20 protein-coding genes and 1 pseudogene are annotated in these 18,710 nt (G+C 72.2%); 10 read left to right on the plus strand and 11 right to left on the minus strand.

Annotation, left to right across the window (positions count from 1 at the left end):
* Nucleotides 1-895: 895 nt before the first annotated feature.
* Nucleotides 896-1,102 (plus strand): annotated as a pseudogene (locus tag AB0C12_RS30850) (transposase); the annotation flags it as partial.
* An 887-nt stretch (nucleotides 1,103-1,989) separates the two neighbouring features.
* On the opposite strand, the gene AB0C12_RS30855 reads toward AB0C12_RS30850, so the two are convergent.
* Complete coding sequence (locus AB0C12_RS30855) at nucleotides 1,990-2,928, minus strand: helix-turn-helix transcriptional regulator (protein ID WP_360553365.1); 939 nt, start codon at nucleotides 2,926-2,928, stop codon at nucleotides 1,990-1,992.
* 103 nt (nucleotides 2,929-3,031) lie between these two features.
* Between AB0C12_RS30855 and AB0C12_RS30860 the strand changes: the two genes are divergently transcribed.
* Complete coding sequence (locus tag AB0C12_RS30860) at nucleotides 3,032-3,730, plus strand: SDR family NAD(P)-dependent oxidoreductase (RefSeq protein ID WP_360553366.1); 699 nt, start codon at nucleotides 3,032-3,034, stop codon at nucleotides 3,728-3,730.
* Between the two features lie 25 nt (nucleotides 3,731-3,755).
* On the opposite strand, the gene AB0C12_RS30865 is transcribed toward AB0C12_RS30860, so the two are convergent.
* Entirely contained in the window at nucleotides 3,756-4,112 is a 357-nt protein-coding gene (locus tag AB0C12_RS30865; RefSeq protein WP_360553367.1) for a nuclear transport factor 2 family protein, read from the minus strand.
* 104 nt (nucleotides 4,113-4,216) lie between these two features.
* Here AB0C12_RS30865 and AB0C12_RS30870 point away from each other — a divergent pair, with 104 nt between their 5' ends.
* Nucleotides 4,217-4,696, plus strand: a complete 480-nt coding sequence (locus tag AB0C12_RS30870) for a MarR family transcriptional regulator (protein WP_360553368.1) — start codon at nucleotides 4,217-4,219, stop codon at nucleotides 4,694-4,696.
* Here the strand turns inward: AB0C12_RS30870 and AB0C12_RS30875 are convergent.
* The 6 genes from AB0C12_RS30875 to AB0C12_RS30900 all read right to left on the minus strand — a co-directional run bounded on the left by AB0C12_RS30875 (nucleotide 4,650) and on the right by AB0C12_RS30900 (nucleotide 10,549).
* Nucleotides 4,650-5,366 carry a response regulator transcription factor gene (locus tag AB0C12_RS30875; RefSeq protein WP_360553369.1) on the minus strand — a complete coding sequence of 239 codons (717 nt, stop codon included), beginning with the start codon at nucleotides 5,364-5,366 and terminating at the stop codon, nucleotides 4,650-4,652. The two genes, AB0C12_RS30870 and AB0C12_RS30875, sit on opposite strands and share 47 nt — an antisense overlap.
* Complete coding sequence (locus AB0C12_RS30880; protein ID WP_360553370.1) at nucleotides 5,363-6,589, minus strand: sensor histidine kinase; 1,227 nt, start codon at nucleotides 6,587-6,589, stop codon at nucleotides 5,363-5,365. Before AB0C12_RS30880 ends, AB0C12_RS30875 begins: the two co-directional genes overlap by 4 nt.
* Nucleotides 6,582-8,861 carry an FtsX-like permease family protein gene (locus tag AB0C12_RS30885; protein WP_360553371.1) on the minus strand — a complete coding sequence of 760 codons (2,280 nt, stop codon included), beginning with the start codon at nucleotides 8,859-8,861 and terminating at the stop codon, nucleotides 6,582-6,584. The genes AB0C12_RS30880 and AB0C12_RS30885 overlap by 8 nt, the downstream gene beginning before the upstream one ends.
* The gene (locus AB0C12_RS30890) at nucleotides 8,858-9,541 is read right to left on the minus strand and encodes an ABC transporter ATP-binding protein (protein ID WP_360553372.1); all 684 of its coding nucleotides are present in this window, start codon (nucleotides 9,539-9,541) and stop codon (nucleotides 8,858-8,860) included. Before AB0C12_RS30890 ends, AB0C12_RS30885 begins: the two co-directional genes overlap by 4 nt.
* Nucleotides 9,542-9,928: 387 nt before the next feature.
* The gene (locus AB0C12_RS30895; protein ID WP_360553373.1) at nucleotides 9,929-10,105 is read right to left on the minus strand and encodes a hypothetical protein; all 177 of its coding nucleotides are present in this window, start codon (nucleotides 10,103-10,105) and stop codon (nucleotides 9,929-9,931) included.
* 78 nt (nucleotides 10,106-10,183) lie between these two features.
* Complete coding sequence (locus AB0C12_RS30900; RefSeq protein WP_360553374.1) at nucleotides 10,184-10,549, minus strand: helix-turn-helix domain-containing protein; 366 nt, start codon at nucleotides 10,547-10,549, stop codon at nucleotides 10,184-10,186.
* Nucleotides 10,550-10,649: 100 nt separating this feature from the next.
* Between AB0C12_RS30900 and AB0C12_RS30905 the strand changes: the two genes are divergently transcribed.
* Nucleotides 10,650-11,402 (plus strand): SDR family NAD(P)-dependent oxidoreductase, encoded by a 753-nt coding sequence (locus AB0C12_RS30905; RefSeq protein WP_360553375.1) that lies wholly within the window; start codon nucleotides 10,650-10,652, stop codon nucleotides 11,400-11,402.
* Here AB0C12_RS30905 and AB0C12_RS30910 read toward each other — a convergent pair.
* A complete protein-coding gene (locus AB0C12_RS30910; RefSeq protein WP_360553376.1) occupies nucleotides 11,399-11,896 on the minus strand; it encodes a cupin domain-containing protein in 498 nt (165 codons plus the stop codon). The genes AB0C12_RS30905 and AB0C12_RS30910 overlap by 4 nt on opposite strands.
* 104 nt (nucleotides 11,897-12,000) lie before the next feature.
* Between AB0C12_RS30910 and AB0C12_RS30915 the strand changes: the two genes are divergently transcribed.
* Nucleotides 12,001-12,699 (plus strand): hypothetical protein, encoded by a 699-nt coding sequence (locus tag AB0C12_RS30915; RefSeq protein ID WP_360553377.1) that lies wholly within the window; start codon nucleotides 12,001-12,003, stop codon nucleotides 12,697-12,699.
* 30 nt (nucleotides 12,700-12,729) lie between these two features.
* Nucleotides 12,730-13,479, plus strand: coding sequence for a class I SAM-dependent methyltransferase (locus tag AB0C12_RS30920; protein WP_360553378.1), 750 nt, complete (start codon nucleotides 12,730-12,732; stop codon nucleotides 13,477-13,479).
* A 13-nt stretch (nucleotides 13,480-13,492) separates the two neighbouring features.
* Here the strand turns inward: AB0C12_RS30920 and AB0C12_RS30925 are convergent, their stop codons facing one another.
* Nucleotides 13,493-13,795: a DUF1905 domain-containing protein gene (locus AB0C12_RS30925; RefSeq protein WP_360553379.1), complete on the minus strand. Its 303-nt coding sequence runs from the start codon at nucleotides 13,793-13,795 to the stop codon at nucleotides 13,493-13,495.
* A gap of 122 nt (nucleotides 13,796-13,917) precedes the next feature.
* Between AB0C12_RS30925 and AB0C12_RS30930 the strand changes: the two genes are divergently transcribed.
* On the plus strand, nucleotides 13,918-15,105 hold the full coding sequence (locus AB0C12_RS30930; protein ID WP_360553380.1) for an SGNH/GDSL hydrolase family protein: 1,188 nt from the start codon (nucleotides 13,918-13,920) through the stop codon (nucleotides 15,103-15,105).
* 12 nt (nucleotides 15,106-15,117) lie between these two features.
* Here AB0C12_RS30930 and AB0C12_RS30935 read toward each other — a convergent pair whose 3' ends face one another.
* Entirely contained in the window at nucleotides 15,118-15,561 is a 444-nt protein-coding gene (locus AB0C12_RS30935; RefSeq protein ID WP_360553381.1) for a PPOX class F420-dependent oxidoreductase, read from the minus strand.
* A gap of 52 nt (nucleotides 15,562-15,613) precedes the next feature.
* Between AB0C12_RS30935 and AB0C12_RS30940 the strand changes: the two genes are divergently transcribed.
* The 3 genes from AB0C12_RS30940 (at nucleotide 15,614) to araD (ending at nucleotide 18,708) form a co-directional block, all read left to right on the plus strand.
* A complete protein-coding gene (locus AB0C12_RS30940; protein WP_360553382.1) occupies nucleotides 15,614-16,831 on the plus strand; it encodes a cysteine desulfurase-like protein in 1,218 nt (405 codons plus the stop codon).
* Between the two features lie 162 nt (nucleotides 16,832-16,993).
* Nucleotides 16,994-17,791 carry an ATP-binding protein gene (locus AB0C12_RS30945; RefSeq protein ID WP_360553383.1) on the plus strand — a complete coding sequence of 266 codons (798 nt, stop codon included), beginning with the start codon at nucleotides 16,994-16,996 and terminating at the stop codon, nucleotides 17,789-17,791.
* A gap of 197 nt (nucleotides 17,792-17,988) precedes the next feature.
* A complete protein-coding gene (araD, locus tag AB0C12_RS30950; RefSeq protein ID WP_360553384.1) occupies nucleotides 17,989-18,708 on the plus strand; it encodes an L-ribulose-5-phosphate 4-epimerase AraD in 720 nt (239 codons plus the stop codon).
* The last annotated feature ends 2 nt before the right edge of the window (nucleotides 18,709-18,710 follow it).

Here is an 18,710-nt window from a genome sequence, read left to right on the forward strand (position 1 = left end):
CCTGTTCCGGGTTGGATTTTGGTTGCTCGTCGCTGGGTGCTGCGCTTTCCTGGGTGATCCCCTTGCGGTGAGGGGTCTGGCTGCCGCGCTGTGGTCCTTGCGGGGGATTTTGTCGGGCAGGCCGACCTGAGTGGTGGGTCTTGCGTACGCACCTCGCCGGTTGCGGTCCGGGATTGATCGTCGTCGCGGGGCGCTGTGACCATCTTTCGACCGTTCACCCACGCCGCCATCGACACCCACCAGCACCAGCACGCCTCCCGTGCCGCGGCAGGCCATCATGCGCCCCGCCCCCCACCACGACCCGCGACCCCTCCCGCGCCGCGGCCAGCAACCAACCACCCCCACCCCACCACAACCCGCGACCGCCACCCTCCCGCGCCGCAGCCAGCAACCAACCACCCCCACCCCCACCACAACCCGCGACCGCCACCCTCCCGCGCCGCAGCCAGCAACCAACCGCCCCCACCCCTACCGCGACCCGCGACCCTCCCCCGCCGCAGCCAGCAACCAACCGCCCCCACCCCTACCGCGACCCGCGACCCTCCCCCGCCGTGGCCAACAACCAACCACCCCCACCACGACCCGCGGCCGTCACCCTCCCGCGCCGCGGCCAACAACCAACCGCCCCACCCCTACCGCGACCGGCGAGTTCCCGTGTCGCGGGGGTCTGTAAAACGAACGGTGTAACTCCTGATCAAGGAGCGATGCCGTGACAGAGTCAACGACAGCCGTGGATACTCCCGCGGTGGCGAAGAACGATCCCGACGGCGGGGTGGACGCCGAACTGGTGGCCCGGCTGGTCGAGCAAGCCCGCGCAGCGGGCCTGCAACTGACCGGCGAAGGCGGTCTGTTGCAGCAGCTGACCAAACGCGTGGTCGAGGCCGCTCTCGATGGCGAGAGCGTCAACGCCCGGATCCGCCGAGCCGTCTGGGCCCGTGGGCACTTCCCGAATGAGACCGCCGCGCTGAAGTGTGTCTACCTGGCGATCATGAGTCTCGACCCGACCGGCACCGGCCGCCGCCGATGGGCGATCCGCTGGAAACCCGCCTTGAACGCCTTCGAGATGACCTTCGAAGGCCGCCTCACGGCGGCCCGCAAGTAACCCTCAACACCCGCAGTTACACCGTTCGTTTGACAGTCCCGGACCACCCGCCCGCGCCCCGGGCTTTGGTTTGGGTTGGGGGTGGGTGGTTCGGGGTTTATACGGTCGGTGGATGACTGGGTTCTCGGGTGGGTCGGCTTGGCGGCCTTATGTTCGGGCTCTTGTTGATGCCGGGTTTGATGTTGCGGCCGTTGGGGCTTGGGTTGCCGCTGCTGAGTTGCCTCCGGCTCGGCGGCGGCTTGCTCGGGGGGCTTTGGCGGCGGTTACCGTCGCCGTGGGGGCTCCGGCGGTTCGGGGCGGGCGCTCTGCCGTCGCGGGGGGTTCGGGGGCGGCGGATCCGGGTGCTGCTTCTGGGCTTCCCTTTGTGGACGTCGGTATCACGCTTCCCGAGGATGAGCCGTCCGATGCGGAGGCGCATCGACGAGTCGTTGTGGCCGGTGCTGTCGGGGCTGCCGTGCTCACCACCGTCGTGGCTGGTTCCTTGGGGGCTGCGGTGGCGGGGCGTCGGTTGGAGAGGCGGTGGTTGGCGCGGCTTGTCCGGCAGGGGCATCCGCGTCCGCACCGGGCTCTGGGGGTGCGGATGGCCGGGCTGTATGCGGTGCTGGTCGTGCCCAGCCGGCTGCTTGCGGTGCGGCAGAGTGTGAAGGCCGGACGCCGAGACCGCGAGCCTGCTGTCGGAGACGCCTCCGCCTGAGGCCGCCTTTCAGCGCGCCGTCCGGCCGGCGGATCCGGCGCTCGTGGAGGGTGGCCGGCGTCTGGTTCCGGTCGGTGAGCAGGCGATCGGCCTCTTCGTCCTGCACGCGAGCGCTGCCGACATGGCGCCGAGCCGCAACGGCTGAGCGCGGCGAGCCGCCACATTTTCCGGTGTGCGCGGAACTGTTCGGCCCTCAGCCGGGGGCGGCTGCCGCGCTGCCATCGGCCGACGCCAGCGACTGAACGGGCGCGGATCTCGCCTCGGTGGCTGCGTTGTCTGCCGGGTCGGGGACGCCGGAGATCAGGGCCAGACGGAGTTTGGTTTCGTCGGTCGTTCCGGGGGCCGCGGTCAGGATCACGATCTTGAGTTCGGCGTCGCCGTCGGTCATGACGTCGCAGTCGACTTCGATGGGGCCGACCGTTGGGTGCTTGACGATCTTGTGGTCCTCGCGGTGGGTGCCGACCGCACCGGCGGCCCACAGGTCGGCGAAGCGTCGGTTGCCCTCGGTGAGTGAGCGGATCAGGTTGGTCAGCCTGGGGTTGTCCGGGAAGCGGCCGGTGGCGCGGCGTAGGTCGGACACGATGGCCGCGTCGACCGCGTCGGGGGCGTACGAGATCACCGGCCATTGCGACAGGCTGGGCCGGTCGCTGTTGACCGGGAAGGTGTCGCGGGCGAAGTTGCGGCGCTCACGCGGTGCCGACGACGGGTCGCCGAGCAGAGCCGCCCAGCCGCGGTTCCACCAGATCAGCTGCCAGTCGGCGGCGAAGACCCCCACGGCCGCGTCGCCGAGGCGGTTCAGGACGCGCTGGACGCCCGGTGGGATGTGGTCGGAGATCTCACCGTCGGCGGGCGGGACGAGCCCCGCCAGCCGGTAGAGGTGGTCGCGTTCCGCGTTCGTGAGCTGGAGGGCCCGGGCGAGCGCGGCGACCACCTGCGCCGAGGGTGTGGTGAACCGGCCCTGTTCCAGGCGCACGACGTAGTCGACCGAGATCCCGGCGAGTTCGGCGAGTTCCTCGCGGCGCAGCCCGCTCGCGCGGCGGGCGCGGCCACTCGGCAGGCCCACCGCGGACGGCGTGAGCCGGTCGCGCCAGGCGCGCACGGTGGCGCCGAACTCCGAGCCGTGAGTGGTCATGGCACCGATTGTGCCTCGCTGCCCGGCGCCCGAGGGTGGTAGCCGTTTTCCTACCGTCAGGCCTTCCCTGGCGCACGTCGCGGCGCCGGCAAACCATGGGCGCATGACGATCACTTTCATCACCGGGGCCAACAAGGGCCTCGGCTACGAGACCGCCCGCCGCCTCCTCGCCCACGGCCACACCGTGCTGCTCGGCGCCCGCGACGCGAAGGCCGGGACCGCGGCGGCCACGGAACTCGGTGCCCGCTTTGTGCAGATCGACGTCACGGACGACGATTCGGTCGCGGCGGCGGCCGCCGACGTCGAGAAGCACGAAGGCGCCATCGACGTGTTGATCAACAACGCCGGCGTTCACGGCGCGCACGGTGACCCGAGCGGCCTGACGGGCGCCGACATCCTGAGCGTGCTCGATGTCAACGTCGTCGGCGTGGTGCGGACCACCACGGCGTTCCTGCCGCTGCTGCGACGTTCGGCCGACCCGGTCATCGTCAACGTCAGCAGCGCCATGGGCTCCCTGGCGGCCACGCACGATCCGTCGCGTGCCGAGTCCAAGGCGATCGCGCCCGCGTACACGGCTTCCAAGGCGGCGCTCACCATGCTCACGACCCAGTACGCCAAGTCGCTGACCGACCTCCGCATCAACGCGGCCGACCCGGGATACACGGCCACCGATCTCAACGGCAACACCGGCCCGCAGACCGTCACCGAGGGGACCGACGCCGTGGTGCGCCTGGCCACCGAGGGACCGGGCCACGGTTCCGGGCGCTTCGTCGACCGTACCGGTGAGATCGCCTGGTCCTGAACCACCGGATCGCCGGCGGGCGATCTCAGTCGGTGAGCAGCAGGGTGTGGACCGAGGTGATCAGGCCGTCGGCGACCAGCGCGATGTCGGCGCCCCGGACCACGGGGGCGGCGCCCTCGGGGCCGAAGCTCCACGCGAGATAGCCGAGGTCCTGGGTGACGCGCACCGGGCCGTCAGCCACGAAGACGAAGCCCGGCGCGTCGTCCAGGATCTTCTGCGCCTTCGCCTCGAGCGCGTCGTGGCCCTGCACCGTCCCCTCGGGGTCGGCGAAGTGCACGCCGGGAGCGTACGTGCGGGCGATCGCGGCCCGGCGGCGCTCGCCGTCCCGCTCGTTGAAGACCTCCAGCAAATTCGCCCGCATGAGCTGCTCGATCGTCGCCACGGTGCACGTCCCTCCGCCCGGCGCGCCCGGCTCGGGCGCGTCCCGAGGCCGACGATATATGACGCGTCATGTAATCGGTAGGGTGGCTGCGGTAGGTTCGTGCGGTGGCGGACGAGGCGACGGGAGCCGGCAGCCTGGACCCGGTCGAGCTGAGGGCCTGGCGCGGGCTCATCGAGACCACGCCCCTGCTGCGACGGCGTCTCGACCAGCTGCTGACGGCGGACTCCGGGCTCACCGGCAGCGACTATCCCGTGCTGGTGACCCTGCACGAGCGCGGTGACCGGCCGTGCCGTTCGACCGAGCTGGCCGACCTGATCGGCTGGGAGCAGTCCCGGCTGTCGCACCACCTCGCCCGGATGGAACGCCGCGGCCTGATCCGCCGCTGCCGTCACCACGCCGACAACCGCGTCGCCGAGGTCCACCTGACCGACGAGGGCCGCGCCGTCTTCCTGAACGCGGCCCAGGGTCACTCGCGGGCCGTCCGGGAGCACTTCGCCGACGTGCTCACCGTGCCGCAGCTGGAGGCGCTGGCCGAGATCATGGAGACCCTCCAGCGTCACCTCGCGCCTCCTGTGACGGACTGACCTCGGTCCCGGGATCGCTGCCGGGCCGCACCAGCCCTGACTCGTACGCGAAGACGACGGCCTGCACCCGGTCACGCAGGCCGAGCTTGGCCAGGATCCGGCCGATGTGGGTCTTGACGGTCGCCTCGGCGACCTGCAGCCGGCCGCCGATCTCGAGGTTCGACAGTCCCTGCGCCACCAGCAGCAGCACCTCGCGTTCCCGGTCGGTCATCTCCGGCAGGCCGGCCTCGGCCGCGTCCTTGGCGACGAGCCGGCCGGCGAAGCGGTCCAGCAGCCGCCGGGTCACCCGGGGCGCCACGACGGCGTCACCGCCGGCCACCACCCGGATCGCGCTCAGCAGGTCGTCGGGCGGCACGCTCTTGAGCAGGAACCCGCTCGCCCCGGCCTGGAGCGCGGCGAACGCGTCCTCGTCGGTGTCGAACGTGGTCAGCACCAGCACCCGGGGAAGCGGACCGGCGGCGCAGATCCGCCTGGTCGCGGTCACCCCGTCGAGCACGGGCATCCGCAGGTCCATCACGACGACATCGGCCGGGGTGGTGCGCAGCAGACGCAACGCCTCCGCGCCGTCGCTCGCCTCGCCGACCACGGTCATGTCGCTCTGGTAGTCCAGCACCATCCGGAATCCGGCCCGGACCAGATGCTGGTCGTCGACGAGCACGACCCGGATCACGCCACCACCGCCCGGGCCGCGGCGCCGGTGAGGGGGATGCGCGCGTGCACCAGCCAGCCGCCGTCCGGTTTCGGGCCGGCTGCGAACGTCCCGCCGTACAGGGCGACCCGCTCGCGCATGCCGACCAGGCCGTGCCCGCCGGGACTCGTGGCTTTCGGCCCGGCGCCGGAATCGGTCACCTCGATGTCGATGACCTCCGGCCGGTAGCTGACGATCACGGTGGCGGCCGGCGCCGGGCCGGCGTGTTTCAAGGTGTTGGTCAGGGATTCCTGCACGATCCGGTAGACCGCCAGGGCCACTCCGCCGGGAACCTCGGGTGGCGTGCCGTGCACGGTCAGGTCGGCGGTCAGGCCCGAGTCGCGGGCCCGCTGCACCACGGCTTCGATCTGGTCCAGGGCGACCGGGGTGCGGTCAGGCGGGCTGTCGCCGGCGCTCCGGAGCAGCTCCACGAGCTGCCGGATCTCCTCCAGGGCGTCGCTGCCGGTCGCGCCGATCGTCCGCAGTGCCTCGCGGGCCCGTTGCTGATCGTGGTCGAAGGCGTACGCGGCCCCGTTGGCCTGCAGGATGATCACCGACAGCGAGTGCGCGACGATGTCGTGCAGCTCCCGGGCGATGCGCGCCCGTTCCTCGGCGACGGCGATCTGGGCCACGTGCCGGCGTTCCCGTTCCGCGCTCTGCCGACGCTCGGACGTGTTCAGATTGAGCTGGCCGAAGTACCGCACGCTGAGGGCCATCGCCCAGACCACGGCCCCGTAACCCAGCAGGAGCCCGGAGCCGCGCGTGAGCTCCTCGAGCGAGAACGTCGACCACCCGGCGCGGGAGTAGTTCTGCAGGGGCAGCAGCAGCGACGCGAACAGCCAGCCGCCGAGCCCGCCCACCGCCGCCCGCAGCAATGTCGAGGCGTGGACGACGACCGCGTACATCGCGGTGGCGACCGTGATCAGCAGCATGCCGTCGTGCAGCTGGGTGCCGTTGACCTCGATCGTCGCCGTGACCGCGGTCAGCACCGCCACGAGGACGAGAACCGTGATCGGGCGGTGGCGCCGCCACATCAGCACCAGCCCGGCCAGCACACCGAACAGCAAGCCACCCAGCCTGTACTGGTGCCACCACCACGTGGACAGGGCGGCCACCGAGCCGGACACCACCAGGTCACCCAGCAGTCCGCTGCCGCGGGTCAGGGCAGGCGACACCATGCTGCTCAGCGTATGGGTCTCACTCACTGCGCAACTCCTGAACCTTCAGCAGACGGAACAGCAGCGGCAGGCCGGCAGCTGTGACGGCCACGACCATAGTCGCCACCGTCGCCGTCATCGCGGCGATCGCGGCCCAGTCCAGCTCGACCGGGGCCTCCGTGGCCGCGAGCAGGACCGCCGACAGGCTGCTGCCGATGAGGACGGCCAGAAGCAGTCCGACGGAAGCCGGGATGGCCACCTGATAGAGCAACGACGCCGACAGCGTGCGCCGCTGGGTGCCGAAGGCGGCGAGTACGGCCAGCAACCTGCGCCGCTCGCGCAGCTGCTCGGTGACGCCGACGAGCATGCTAGCGCCGATGAACAGCAGGAACAGGACGGCGCAGCCCTGGGCCACCTGCCGGGCCCCGGCGAACTGGTTGCCGATCCGCTCGTCGCCGAACAGTTGCAGCGGTGCGGCCGGGGCCAGCCGGGTCATCGTGTTGCGCACCTGCTCGATGGCGTCCGGGCGGGACGGGTCCAGACCCAGCAGGTAGGCGTCGGTGAAGATGCCGCGCAGGTCGGGCCGGAGTTTCAGCGCCGCCGGGGTGGCCAGGTACGACATCGGGGCGGCTTCGCTGGTGTAGAGCGTCACGGCGGGGAGGCCGGCGGGCACCTGCCAGTGGGAGAGCGGTGCCGCGTCGTCGGTGCCGAAGACGGGGGTGGTGGCTCCCGCCGGCAGCGTGGGGCTTTCCCAGCCCGGGTGCACGGCCTGGAAGCTGTCGCCGTCGGCGCAGGACGGCAGCGGCGCGTACTGCCGGAGCACGTCGCAGTCGCCGACCCGGACGGTCACGCCCGGCTGGTCGGGGTCCGTGCGCAGGTAGCCGTAACCGGAGGTCCGCACCGCCTCGACGCCCGGGGTGCCGGCCAGAGCTGCCTGCCAGCCGGTGCCGTCGGCCCCGTTGGTGTAGACGACGGCCTGGAGGCGGTCGGCCGGCGGCTGGTTCCCGCTGGTCGCGGCTATCGAGGTGCTGAGCAGGCCCTGGATGGCGATGATGCCGGCGACCGACACCGCGATGCCCGAGACGAACCGTACGGCGGTGTCGCTGTCCAGCTGCAGGCGTCGGATGCCGAGCTGCCACGCGACGCTGCCGCCGCCGAGGCGCCGTACCACCGCCTGCACGAGCCAGGGCAGCAGCACGACCACGCCGGTCAGCAGCAGGATCGCGCCCGCGGCGAGCTGGACCCGGGTGCCCGCCCCGACGTCGCCGGGCAGCCCGCCGAGCAGGGGGTACAGCAGTGCGACACCGGCACCAGGCGGAATCAGCCGCCACCAGAGCCGCCGGCGGCGGACGCCGCTCTGCCGCACCACGCCGAGCGGCTCGATGACGACCCGCCGCAGCGCCGACAGGGTCACCAGCACAGCGCCGGCCGGCACCAGCAGCAGGATCGCGGCGAGCAGCGCCGGCACCGGGCGCAGATCCGACGGGTACGGGCTGAAGTCGGCCGGCAGCAGCACCCCGACGCCCCGCCGCAGACCGAGGAAGACGAGACCGCCGACGGCGAGCCCCAGCACCGCCCCGATCAGCGCGTCGCCGGTCGCGATGCGGCGTGTCATCCTGCTGTCGGCGCCGACGAGCCGGATCGCGGCGAGCTGCCGCTCCCGGCTCTCACTGCCGAAACGTACGGCCGTCGTCACGAACACCAGGACCGGCAGCAACAGGACGGCTGCCCCGATGACCGCCAGCACCACGATCGTCGGGTCGGTCGTGGGTGGGCTGCCGCCACCGAACGAGGCGATGCGCGCCGCCCCGTCGTCGGTGGTCAGCGTGCCGGACCCCACGTAGAAGTACACCTCGTCGGGCCCGGAGAGCCCCTGCGGCGCGATCGTGCCGGCCACGTGCGCGGACCACCGTTGGGCCAGCACTTCACCACCGGGTCCGGCGATGAGGGCGGCGAGCGCCGGGGAGACGTACAGCTCCCCCACCGCCGGCATCCGGGCCACCCCGGGCGGTGCCGGCGCGCGGTCGCCCTCCGGGCGCACGATCCTGCCTCGTACGGGCTCATCCCGGAACCGCGTCTCCGTGGTGAGCGCCAGCAGCGTGCCCGGCCCGGCCTGCTCGACGCTCGCACCCAGCGCACGATCGGCCCGGCGCTGCTCCCGTGCCGCAACCGCTGTCGGCGCGGCGGCCAGGACGAGCAGCATCCCCACGCCGAGACCCACCCCGGCCGCGATCAGGGCGAGCCGCAGCCAGCCCGAGCGGCCGCCCGAGACGCTCAGCCGCACGCCCAGGACAAGCTCCCGCAGCCAGGCGGCGCTCATCGGACACCTTCAGCGACAACAGCCGCGCCGTCACGGAAGGAGACTTCGCGATCAGCGTACGAGGCGATCCGCGCCTCATGGGTGACCAGCACGACCGCGCTCCCCCGCTCCTTCGCGGCAGCGACCAGCAACCGCATGACCTGCTCACCGTTGCGGGAGTCGAGCGCACCGGTCGGCTCATCGGCGAAGATCACCTGCGGGTCGGTGACCAGCGCGCGGGCCACCGCGACGCGCTGGCCCTGCCCGCCGGACGCCTGCCCGGGACGTTTGCCCGCCACCTCGACGACCTCCAGGCGCACGAGCAGCTCGGCGGCGCGCCGCTCGGCCCGGCTCCGCCGCACGCCGGCGAGCCGCAGCGGCAACGCCACGTTCTCCAGGCAGGTGAGCTCGGGCACCAGCTGGCCGAACTGGAAGACGAACCCGAACGCGCCCCGCCGCAGGGCGCTGCGCTCCCGGTCGCTCATGGCGGTCAGGTCGCGGCCCTCGAAGCTGACGCGGCCGGAGTCCGGGGCGAGGATGCCGGACAGGCAGTGCAGCAGCGTGGACTTGCCGGAACCCGACGGTCCCGTCAGCGCGAGCACCTCGCCGGGGCGGACCTGGAGCGAGGCGCCGTTCAGAGCCCGGGTGATGCCGAACGATTTACTCACGCCGTCGGCGACGAGCAGGGGTGACGAGGGCACGGGGAGCTCCTGGTGGATCGTGGACCGGGGACGTCCATGACGCTAGGAGCAGGGCGGGGAGGCGCGCGTCCGACTTGATGATGGACTTCGCGTACGACTTGAGTCGTACGTCGGCGCCGGACTACTACTCAAGTCGGACGGCATCCGGCCAGACCGCCGACTGACCCTGGCCGGCGCATTCGGTCCTTGGTGGGTGCTCGAGCCGGCGCCGGCCGGATGGCGGGCGCTCCTGGTCAGCGGCGACCATGAATCGCCGCGTGCGCCGCGCCGGTTCCGGCCGGTTGCGGAGAGCCTGCTCAGGCGAGCGGCGGACCCTGACGCCTCTCATCCGCGAACCGCCCGGAGTCAGGCCGAAACGGAGCACGCTCGTTATGACTCCGACGTGCCTCAGGCACCCGGAGGCTTTGCCTGCCAGATCTCCTTCGCCCCTCTACCCGCTCCGCCCACGGCGGCGGTCACCGCGACCGTCGCAGCCGTCCTGCCGACGAATTTGGCCGTCGAAGTCAGATTTTCGGCGTGGCGGTCACCGAAGTCCTCGCCATTGCTCGCGGCCTCATCGAGCACCTCTTTGAAGGTGTCGGAACACGTCTCGAAGAAGTCCTCATCGTCCGCGACCGCCGAGTACGCGGCGAACCGGCGCCATCAACGAACACGGGTCGACGCGGTGGAATGGTGCTCGACCGCCCATTCCGCGACCTCGGAAAGCGGCCCGAGCAGCGCCTGTCCGGGCGTGGTCAACGCGTACTCCACAGCGGGCGGAACGGTCGGGTGGACCGTGCGGAGCACGAGCCCGTCGGACTCCAGCGCCCGCAGTGTCCGGGTCAGCATTCGCTGGCTCACGCCCTCTATCCGCTGATGGAGTTCGTTGAAGCGGTGCGGCCGCTCGCCGAGGAGCACCAGGGTCACCAGCGACCACTTGTCGCCGAGGCGGTGAAAGAGGCCGGTGACCGGGCACGCCGCGTATTCCGCGACCGGCACCCGGCGGGCCAGGGGCGTCTCGACCAGCAAAGGAACAGCGGTGTTCCCACCAGACATTGAAGTGCCTTCTTCCGTACGGATCACAGGGCCGCGACAGTGACACCTGTCCACCATGACAGAGGAGGCGTACGTGCCCGCAGCACAGATTTCCAGCATGCTCATCGCCGGCGTGGGACCGGGGCTCGGTCTTGCTGTCGCCCGGCGGTTCGGCCGTGAGGGACATCCGGTCGCCCTGCTGTCGCGCCACCCCGACCGGCACGGGTCCTACCTGGCCTCGCTGCGCCGGGACGGCATCACCGCCATCGCCGTCGCCGCCGACATCACCCGGCCCGATCAGCTACGCGCCGCCGTCACCACCACGACCGAGCAGCTCGGCCCGATCGGCGCCGTGTACTTCGGACCGGGCGCCGCCGACCCGACCGCACGACCGGCGCCGATCCTGCAAGCGGCGGCGGTCGACGTGTCGGCCGCAGTGGACACCTTTGCCCGTCCCGCCGTCGACCTCACCGCGATGGTGCTGCCGGGCATGCTCGAACGCCGCAGCGGCACGCTGCTGTATGTCGCGGGCCTGGGCGCGGTCGTTCCGCTGCCGGACATGGGCGCTCTCGCGGTCGCGTCGGCGGCGCTGCGCACGTACGCCCTGACCGTGAACGCCGCCCTGGCCGGCACCGGGGTCTACGCCGGGGCACTGGTCATCGGCGGGCTCGTCGAACGCGGCGACATCCACCGGCACGCCGTCGCCGCGGTCGGCCCGGCCGTGGCCGCCGGCCTGCCCACCCTCGATCCCGACACCATCGCCGACACCGCCTGGGAGCTGTCGGCCGGCCAGCACGGTGCGGAGGCGACCTTCAACGCCCTCGGCGTCGACTCTGTGCCCGCCTAGGTGGTCAGGCCGAACCGTTCGACGATCCCCGGCAGCCAGTCCGGCTCGCCGAACCGCAGGCCGTACCGCTCCGCGAGATCGCCGCCCTCCTCGGCCGCGGCGGGTCCGGCCGCGATCAGCTCGGCCACCTCGCGGAAGAAGTGCTCGAAGCCGGCCGGGGTGATGATCTCGATCATCCGGGCCGGGACCGGGCCGGCGTTCCACATCGCGTGCAGTTCGCCGCGGGGTTTGGCGATGTAGCCGCCGGCCCCGAGCACCACCTCCCGGTCGCCTGAGCGGAAGCCGATCTCGCCCTCGGTGACGATCGAGTACTCGTCCTCGCGGGTGTGCAGGTGTGGTGCGACCAGCGCGCCCACCGGGAACGGGTGCTCGACGATCGCCAGGGCGCCGCCGGTGTCCTCGCCCCACAGCTTGAAATGCACGCCGATGTCGCCCAGGTCGCCTCGGCGTCCGCCGCCCGGTTGGACCACGGTCAACGGCTTTTCTGTTGTCATCCGATGTGCTTACCGCACCCTTCGCCTTGCCGGCCACCGTATTCAGCGGTTCTCGTGCGGTCGGGTGGTCCGGTCAGATGCGCGTGCGGTGCCATGATCTCGGGATGGGTTACGACCTGCACATCACTCGGGCGTTCGAGGCGCGGGAGAGTGAGCGCTTTCCGATTCTCGGCGGTGAAGTGGAGGCGTTGGTCCGGGAGGAGCCGGAGCTGGTGATTCCGGTGGATGCTCCGCGGAGGGCCGATTTCTGTTACGTGGTGTGGGTGGCTGACCCTTCGGAGCGGGGCCACCATCTGCTGTTTCAGCATGGCCGGCTCAGCGTCAAGAATCCGGAGGTGGCGTTCCTGCGTCGCATGGTCGAGTGGGCGGGGCGCCTGGACGCCTGGGTCATCGGGGACGATGCCGAGGTCTGTGAGTGGGATGGTGAGCGGGTCGTGGCGCGGCAACGTGGTCCCGGGGCGTTCGCCGGGCGACGGCGGTTCATCACCCGGGGCACGTGGTTGGGCGGCCTGAACGGGCACGCCCCGATCCGGGACGATGAGTGGGCGGCGGTGGTCGCCGCGCAACCGGACTTCATCATGGCCACGAGCGTGGCAGCGGTTCTGCCTTCCGGCAGCCGGATGATCCCGTGTCCGGCGGTTGCCTGCTGGAACGGGCATCCTTCCGGGCGGGCCGTGCCGTTCTTCTTCGACGAGGACGTGATCGAGGTGAGGGACGCCGACACGCTGACCGAGCGGCGCATGGTGGAGCTCGCGGGGGCGCTGGGGGCCACGGCGGTCGACGACGACGACCAGCCCGTATGAGCGGTGCGTGACTGGTGTTGACTCGGCAGGATGGATCGCCGACTCAGCAGCATCGCGCATTCCCATCATCCGATCGCGGCGCCGATTCTGGGCGTCAATGTCAATCGGCTGCTGCGCCGGGCCGGCCGGCAGCCCGCGGCCCGGATTCTCGATCTCGGTTGCGGTGCGGGCGCGTGGGCCCTGCAGGCCCTGGCCCATTACCCGGACGGTCACGCGGACGGCGTCGACATCGACCCGTACGCCCTGGAGCGCGCCGCCACCGCCGCGGCCGAGCGTGGCCTCGCCGACCGCCTGACCCTGCACGAACGCGACGCCCGCTCCTATGTGCCCGACGGCGACTACGACCTGGTGCTGTGCGTCGGGTCGACCCACGCCTTCGGAGGCTTCGCCGAGACGCTGGAGCTGGCCGGGCGGCATGTGCACCCCGACGGCGTGCTGCTGGTCGGCGAGGGCTTCTGGGAAGTGCCGCCGCCGCCCGGGACACCGGCCGCGCTCGGGGTCGAGGCCGAGGACTACACCGATCTGGCCGGCCTGGTCGACCTCGCTGAGCAGGCGGGCTGGGCGACCGTGTACGCCCACATCAGCGACACCGCCGAGTGGGACGACTACGAGTGGTCGTGGACCGGCTCGCTCACCGAGTGGGCGCTCGACAACCCCGGCCACCCCGACGCCCCGGCCGCCCTCGCCCTGGCCCGGGAGCACCGCGAGCAGTGGCTGCGCGGCTACCGCAAGGTGCTCGGCTTCGCCACCCTGGTCTTGCGCCGCCACCGGAAGCCGTGATCAGAAGGCGCCGCTAGAAGTCGAGGAGCTCGACGCGCACCTGCGCGGTGTCGCCCTCGTCGAGGCCCTCGGCCGTGCGGACGGCCCGCTTGACCGGCAGCACGTACGCGTCGCGTTTGCCGTCCGGGAAGATCGACGTGGTCCAGACGCTGCCGCCGATCGTGACCCGGACCCGCACCGACCCGAAGCCGCGCGCCCGGCCGGCGGACAGCTCGCGGATCTCCTCGGACGCCTCGACGGGCAGGCTGACGAAGGTCCAGCTGTCGAGCCGGCGGGCATCCCAGTTCCACAGCTCGGCCGCGAAGTCGACTTCCACGCCCCGGAGCATCGCACGGGGGTCCGACAAGACTGCCGAGGTTGCCTCTCCGCACGTCTTCGCCGACTATCGACGGCATGCCCAAGATATCGAGCATCGTAAATGTTAACGTTCGGCGGCTCTTGCTCGCCCTGGCGGTGCTGGCTTCGCTGTTCGTCGCCAGTCCGGCCGCCGCGGCCCCGACCCCGTGGACCGGCGCCTGGGCGACCAGCCCGCAGCGGGAGAGCGGCCCGGCGTTCGCCGAGCAGACCCTGCGCATGCTGGTGCATCCGACCCTCGGCGGCCCGGCGGTGCGGATCCGGCTGAGCAACGAGTACGGCGACGAGGACGTCACCTTCGGCGCGGTGCGCGTGGCCCGGGCGGTGGCCCCCGGCGCACCGGACCTGGTCAGCGGCACCACCCGACCGGTCACCTTCCGGGGCCACGGCTCGGTCACCGTCCGGACCGGCACGCACGTCCTCAGCGATCCGGTGCCCCTCGGCGTCGCGTACGGCCAGGACCTCGCGGTCGACCTCTATGTGACCGCGGGCGGCGACGCGGCCGGGATCACCGGGCACGACGCCGCTCAGGGCACCCAGTTCGTCGCGGCCGGCAACCGGGCCGGCGGCTCGGGCGCGTCGTTCACCGGCACCGTGAACTCCTGGTTCTGGCTGAACGGGGTCGACGTCCGGGCGGCCCGCGCGGTGCCCGGCAGTATCGTGGCGCTGGGCGACTCGATCACCGACGGCGCGTACACGACCTGGAACGGCAACGACCGCTGGACCGACGTCCTCGCCGCCCGGCTGCAGGCGCTCCCGCCCCGGCGGCAGTTCGGGGTGCTCAACGAAGGCATCGGCGGCAACCAGATCCTGACCGACCGCACGGACTGCTGCGGCGCGGGCACCAGCGTCTCGGCGCTGAAGCGGGAACGGCACGACGTCCGGACGCAGACGCGCGCCCGCTACCTGATCCTCGCCGAGGGCATCAACGACATCGGCTACCACGCGGACGCGGCGAGCCTGATCGCCGGGATGACCACCATCGCCGGCCGGGCCCACCGGGCCGGGATCAAGGTCATCGGGGCGACGATCACCCCGTACGGGTGTGCGTCCGGCTGCTTCGGCCCCGCGCAGGAGGCCACCCGCCAGCAGGTCAACGCGTGGGTCCGAACGAGCGCCGCGTTCGACGGGGTGGCCGACTTCGACGCCGCGATCCGTGATCCGCGGGAGCCGGGCCGAATGCTGCCGGCGTACCAGGCCGACCCGCTGCACCCGAACGTCGCCGGGCAGCGGGCCATGGCCGAGGCGCTCGACCTGGGCCTGTTCCGCTGATCCGGAACGGGATCAGCGGATCCTGGCGCCGTACACGTGGTCGACCGTCATGGTCATCAGGACCCGGCGGTCGGCCACCATGACGGACCGGTACTCGGCCCAGTCCGGATGCTCGCCGGCCGCGCGGCGGTAGTAGTCCACCAGGGCCTCCACCTCCGGGCCCTCGGGGTCGGACCCCGGACCGACGAGGGTGGCCACGCCCTCGGCGGTCGCCCAGGCCCAGCCGTCCGCGCGGGTGACCTCCAGCGTGGCGCGCGGGTCGCGGCGCAGGTTCACGGTCTTGGCCCGGCCCTCGGTCATCGAGACGCGGATCAGGCCCGTCCCGGGATCGTAGAACGGTGTCACCGGGGACAGCTGCGGGCGGCCGTCGGCCTTGATCGTTGCGAGGATGCCGAGCCGGCTCTCGGCGAGCAGCGTACGAGGGTCGAACGGCGCGGCTCCGGAGGGAGAAGTCATGACGGAATGATGCACCCGCGGGCCTCGCCTGAGGCTGCGTTAAGGTCGGCGGATGACGTACGACGTCGCCCGCGTCCGGGCCACCTACCCCGCACTGGCCGAAGGCTTCGCCCACCTGGACGGGGCGGCCGGCACCCAGGCCGCCGGGCCGGTCGTGGACGCCGTCGCCGGCACCCTGCGCCGGGCGGTCTCCAACCGGAGCACGGCCTTCGAGCCGGGCCGCCGGGCCGGGGAGATCGTCGCCGCCGCCCGCGCGGCGGTCGCCGACCTGGTCGGCGGCGACCCGGGCGGCGTGGTCCTCGGGCCCAGCGCGACCGCCTTGACGTACGTGGTGGCGCGCACCCTGGCGACGTCATGGCAGCCCGGTGACGAGGTGGTCGTGTCGCGGCTCGACCATGACGCGAACGTGCGGCCGTGGGTCCAGGCCGCCGAGGCGGCCGGGGCGACCGTGCGCTGGGCGGAGTTCGACGCCGACAGCGGGGAGCTGCCCGCGAAGCAGTACGCCGATCTGGTCGGTCCGCGTACCCGGGTGGTGGCGGTGACCGCGGCCAGCAACGTGACCGGCGCGATGCCCCGGGTCCGGGAGATCGCCGACCTGGCCCACGCGGCCGGCGCGCTGGTCTACGTCGACGGTGTGCACGCCACCGCGCACGTGCCGACCGATGTCCGGGAGCTGGCCGCCGATTTCTATGTGACCAGCGCGTACAAGTGGTCCGGTCCGCATCTCGCCGCGGTGATCGCCGACCCGGCGCGGTGGGAACGGCTGCGGCCGGCCAAGCTGGTCCCGTCGTCGGACGCGGTGCCGGAGCGTTTCGAGTTCGGCACGCCGAGCTTCGAGCTGCTCGCCGGGGTCACCGCCGCGGTCGAGCACCTGGCGGCGCTGCCCGAGCTCTCCGGGGGCGGTCCGGCCGGCCATGGAACGACGCGCCGGGCCCGCGTGGTGGCCGGGCTGACCGTGGCGGCCGCGTACGAGGCGGAGCTGCTGGAGCGGCTGCTGACCGGGCTGGCGGCGAATCCGGCGGTGACGGTTCTCCCGGCTCCCGAGCAGCGGTGCCCGACGGTGTCGTTCCGGGTTCGCGGGCAGTCCCCCGCCGAGACCGCCGGGCGGCTGGGTGAGCAAGGAATCTGCGTCTTCTCCGGCGACTACTACGCGTACGAGTACTTCACCGCGGCGGGACTGCGTGACAGCGGCGGCGCTGTGCGGGCCAGCATCTACCACTACAACACCGCCGAGGAGGTGGACCGGCTGCTGGCGGCACTGGGCGGCTGACCGCCGCGGGCATCGAAATGCATCATGCCTACCGCATCGGTGGCGTGCGCCGCGTCGCTCGTTAGGGTGGTGACCCCCGACCGGCGTTGACGCCCGGTGACGCCGCGCACAGACTCCCCAGGTGGCCGTGCGACGACGGCGGCCGTTACCGGGAGTGATTCGATGATGGAGGCCGCTCCTCCTTACCTGTTCGGCGGCGACGATCGCGGCGCGTGCTTCTCGGTCACCTGCGATGCGGAGAGCGGCCTGCTGGAGATCTCGGTCCGCGGCCGGTTCAGCCTGCGCCTGAGCATGGAGCTCTACGGTGGGCTGCGGAAGTGCCTGGCCGAGCATCCCACGGCGATCATCGCCGATCTGGCCGCGTTCGACGACCCGTACGCCGTCAGCGCGGCGATGTGGCTGTCGATCAACCGGACCGCCGCGGCCATGTACCCGCCGGTGCGGCTGGCCCTGGCCCTGTCGCCGACAGCACCGCTCGCGGGCCGGTTACGGCGGCTCGGCGCCGGGCACTTCTTCCCCGCCTATCCCGACCTCGACCAGGCGCGGGCCGCACTCACCGGTACGGCGCCGCTGACGGAACGCCTGTGCCTGAGCCACCTGCCGCCGGAGCCATCATCGGTCGAGGTGGCGAGCGAACTCGTGGACATCGCCTGCGACTCGTGGCGCATGCCGGAGCTGGTGGCGCCCAGCCGCGCGATCATGTCGGCGCTCGTGGGCAACGCTGTCGAGCACGCGGGCACGGACATCGGCGCGGCGGTGTGGCGGCGCGGGGCCGGGCTGCACCTCTCGGTCCGCGATCGCGATCCGCGGCTGCCGCGGCTGCTGCACCGGCAGGCCGGCGAACCCGGCCACGGGCTGCACACCGTGGACGGCAAGTCCACGGCCTGGGGCGCGATGGCCACCAGCGACGGCAAGATGGTCTGGGCGACGCTGCGCACCCGCCGGCAACGCCCCTTCTGACAGACTCGGTGCGTACCTCGGTCGTCGACCGTCCGGGGCCGCCTGCGCCGACCGCGACTGCGAACCAGGCCTGCGCGCGGATCCGGTGCCGCGGCGACTGGGCGGCGACCGCACGAATTGGCCGTCCCGGTCGACGCCGACGGCTTGTGAACGTTAACATCTCCGGTTGACCGCCCCGGACGTGGAGGAAGACCCGCATGACGAAGGACCAGGACCTGCGTGAGGCCGTGCTGCAGGCCAACCGGCTCATCCCGAAGGCCGGCCTGGCCGCGCTGACCTGGGGCAACGTCAGCGGCGTGGACCGCGCCGCGGGCGTCTACCTGATCAAGCCCTCCGGAGTCGCCTACGACGACCTGACCGCCGACCTGCTGGTGCCGGTCGACCTGGAGACCGGCCGGGTCGTCTCGGGGCGGCTCAAGCCGTCGGTGGACAGCGAGACCCACCGGGCGTTCTACCTCCGGTGGCCGTCGATCGGCGGGATCACCCACACCCACTCCACCCACGCCGTCGCGTTCGCGCAGGCCGGCCGGGACGTACCGGTGCTCGGCACGACGCACGCCGACACCTTCAGCGGACCGGTCCGGGTCACCCGGGACCTGACCCCGCAGGAGTGCGCCGAGGAGTACGAGTTCAACACCGCGCGGGCGGTCATCGAGCTGATCGGTGACGACGCCGCGGCCCAGGCCACCCCGGCGGCGCTGGCGGCCAACCACGGCCCGTTCACCTGGGGCAAGGACGCCGGCAAGTCGGTCGAGCACGCCATCGTCTGCGAGGCCGTGGCCGAGATGGCGCTCAAGACCCTCGCCCTCAATCCGGCCGCCGCGGCCCCGCAGTGGTTGCTGGACCGGCACTTCACCCGCAAGCACGGCGCCGGGGCCTACTACGGCAACGACCTCAGCAAAGCGGCCGAGGCCTGACG

The sequence above is a fragment of the Actinoplanes sp. NPDC048967 genome (assembly GCF_040649415.1).
Classification (GTDB): Bacteria; Actinomycetota; Actinomycetes; order Mycobacteriales; family Micromonosporaceae; genus Actinoplanes.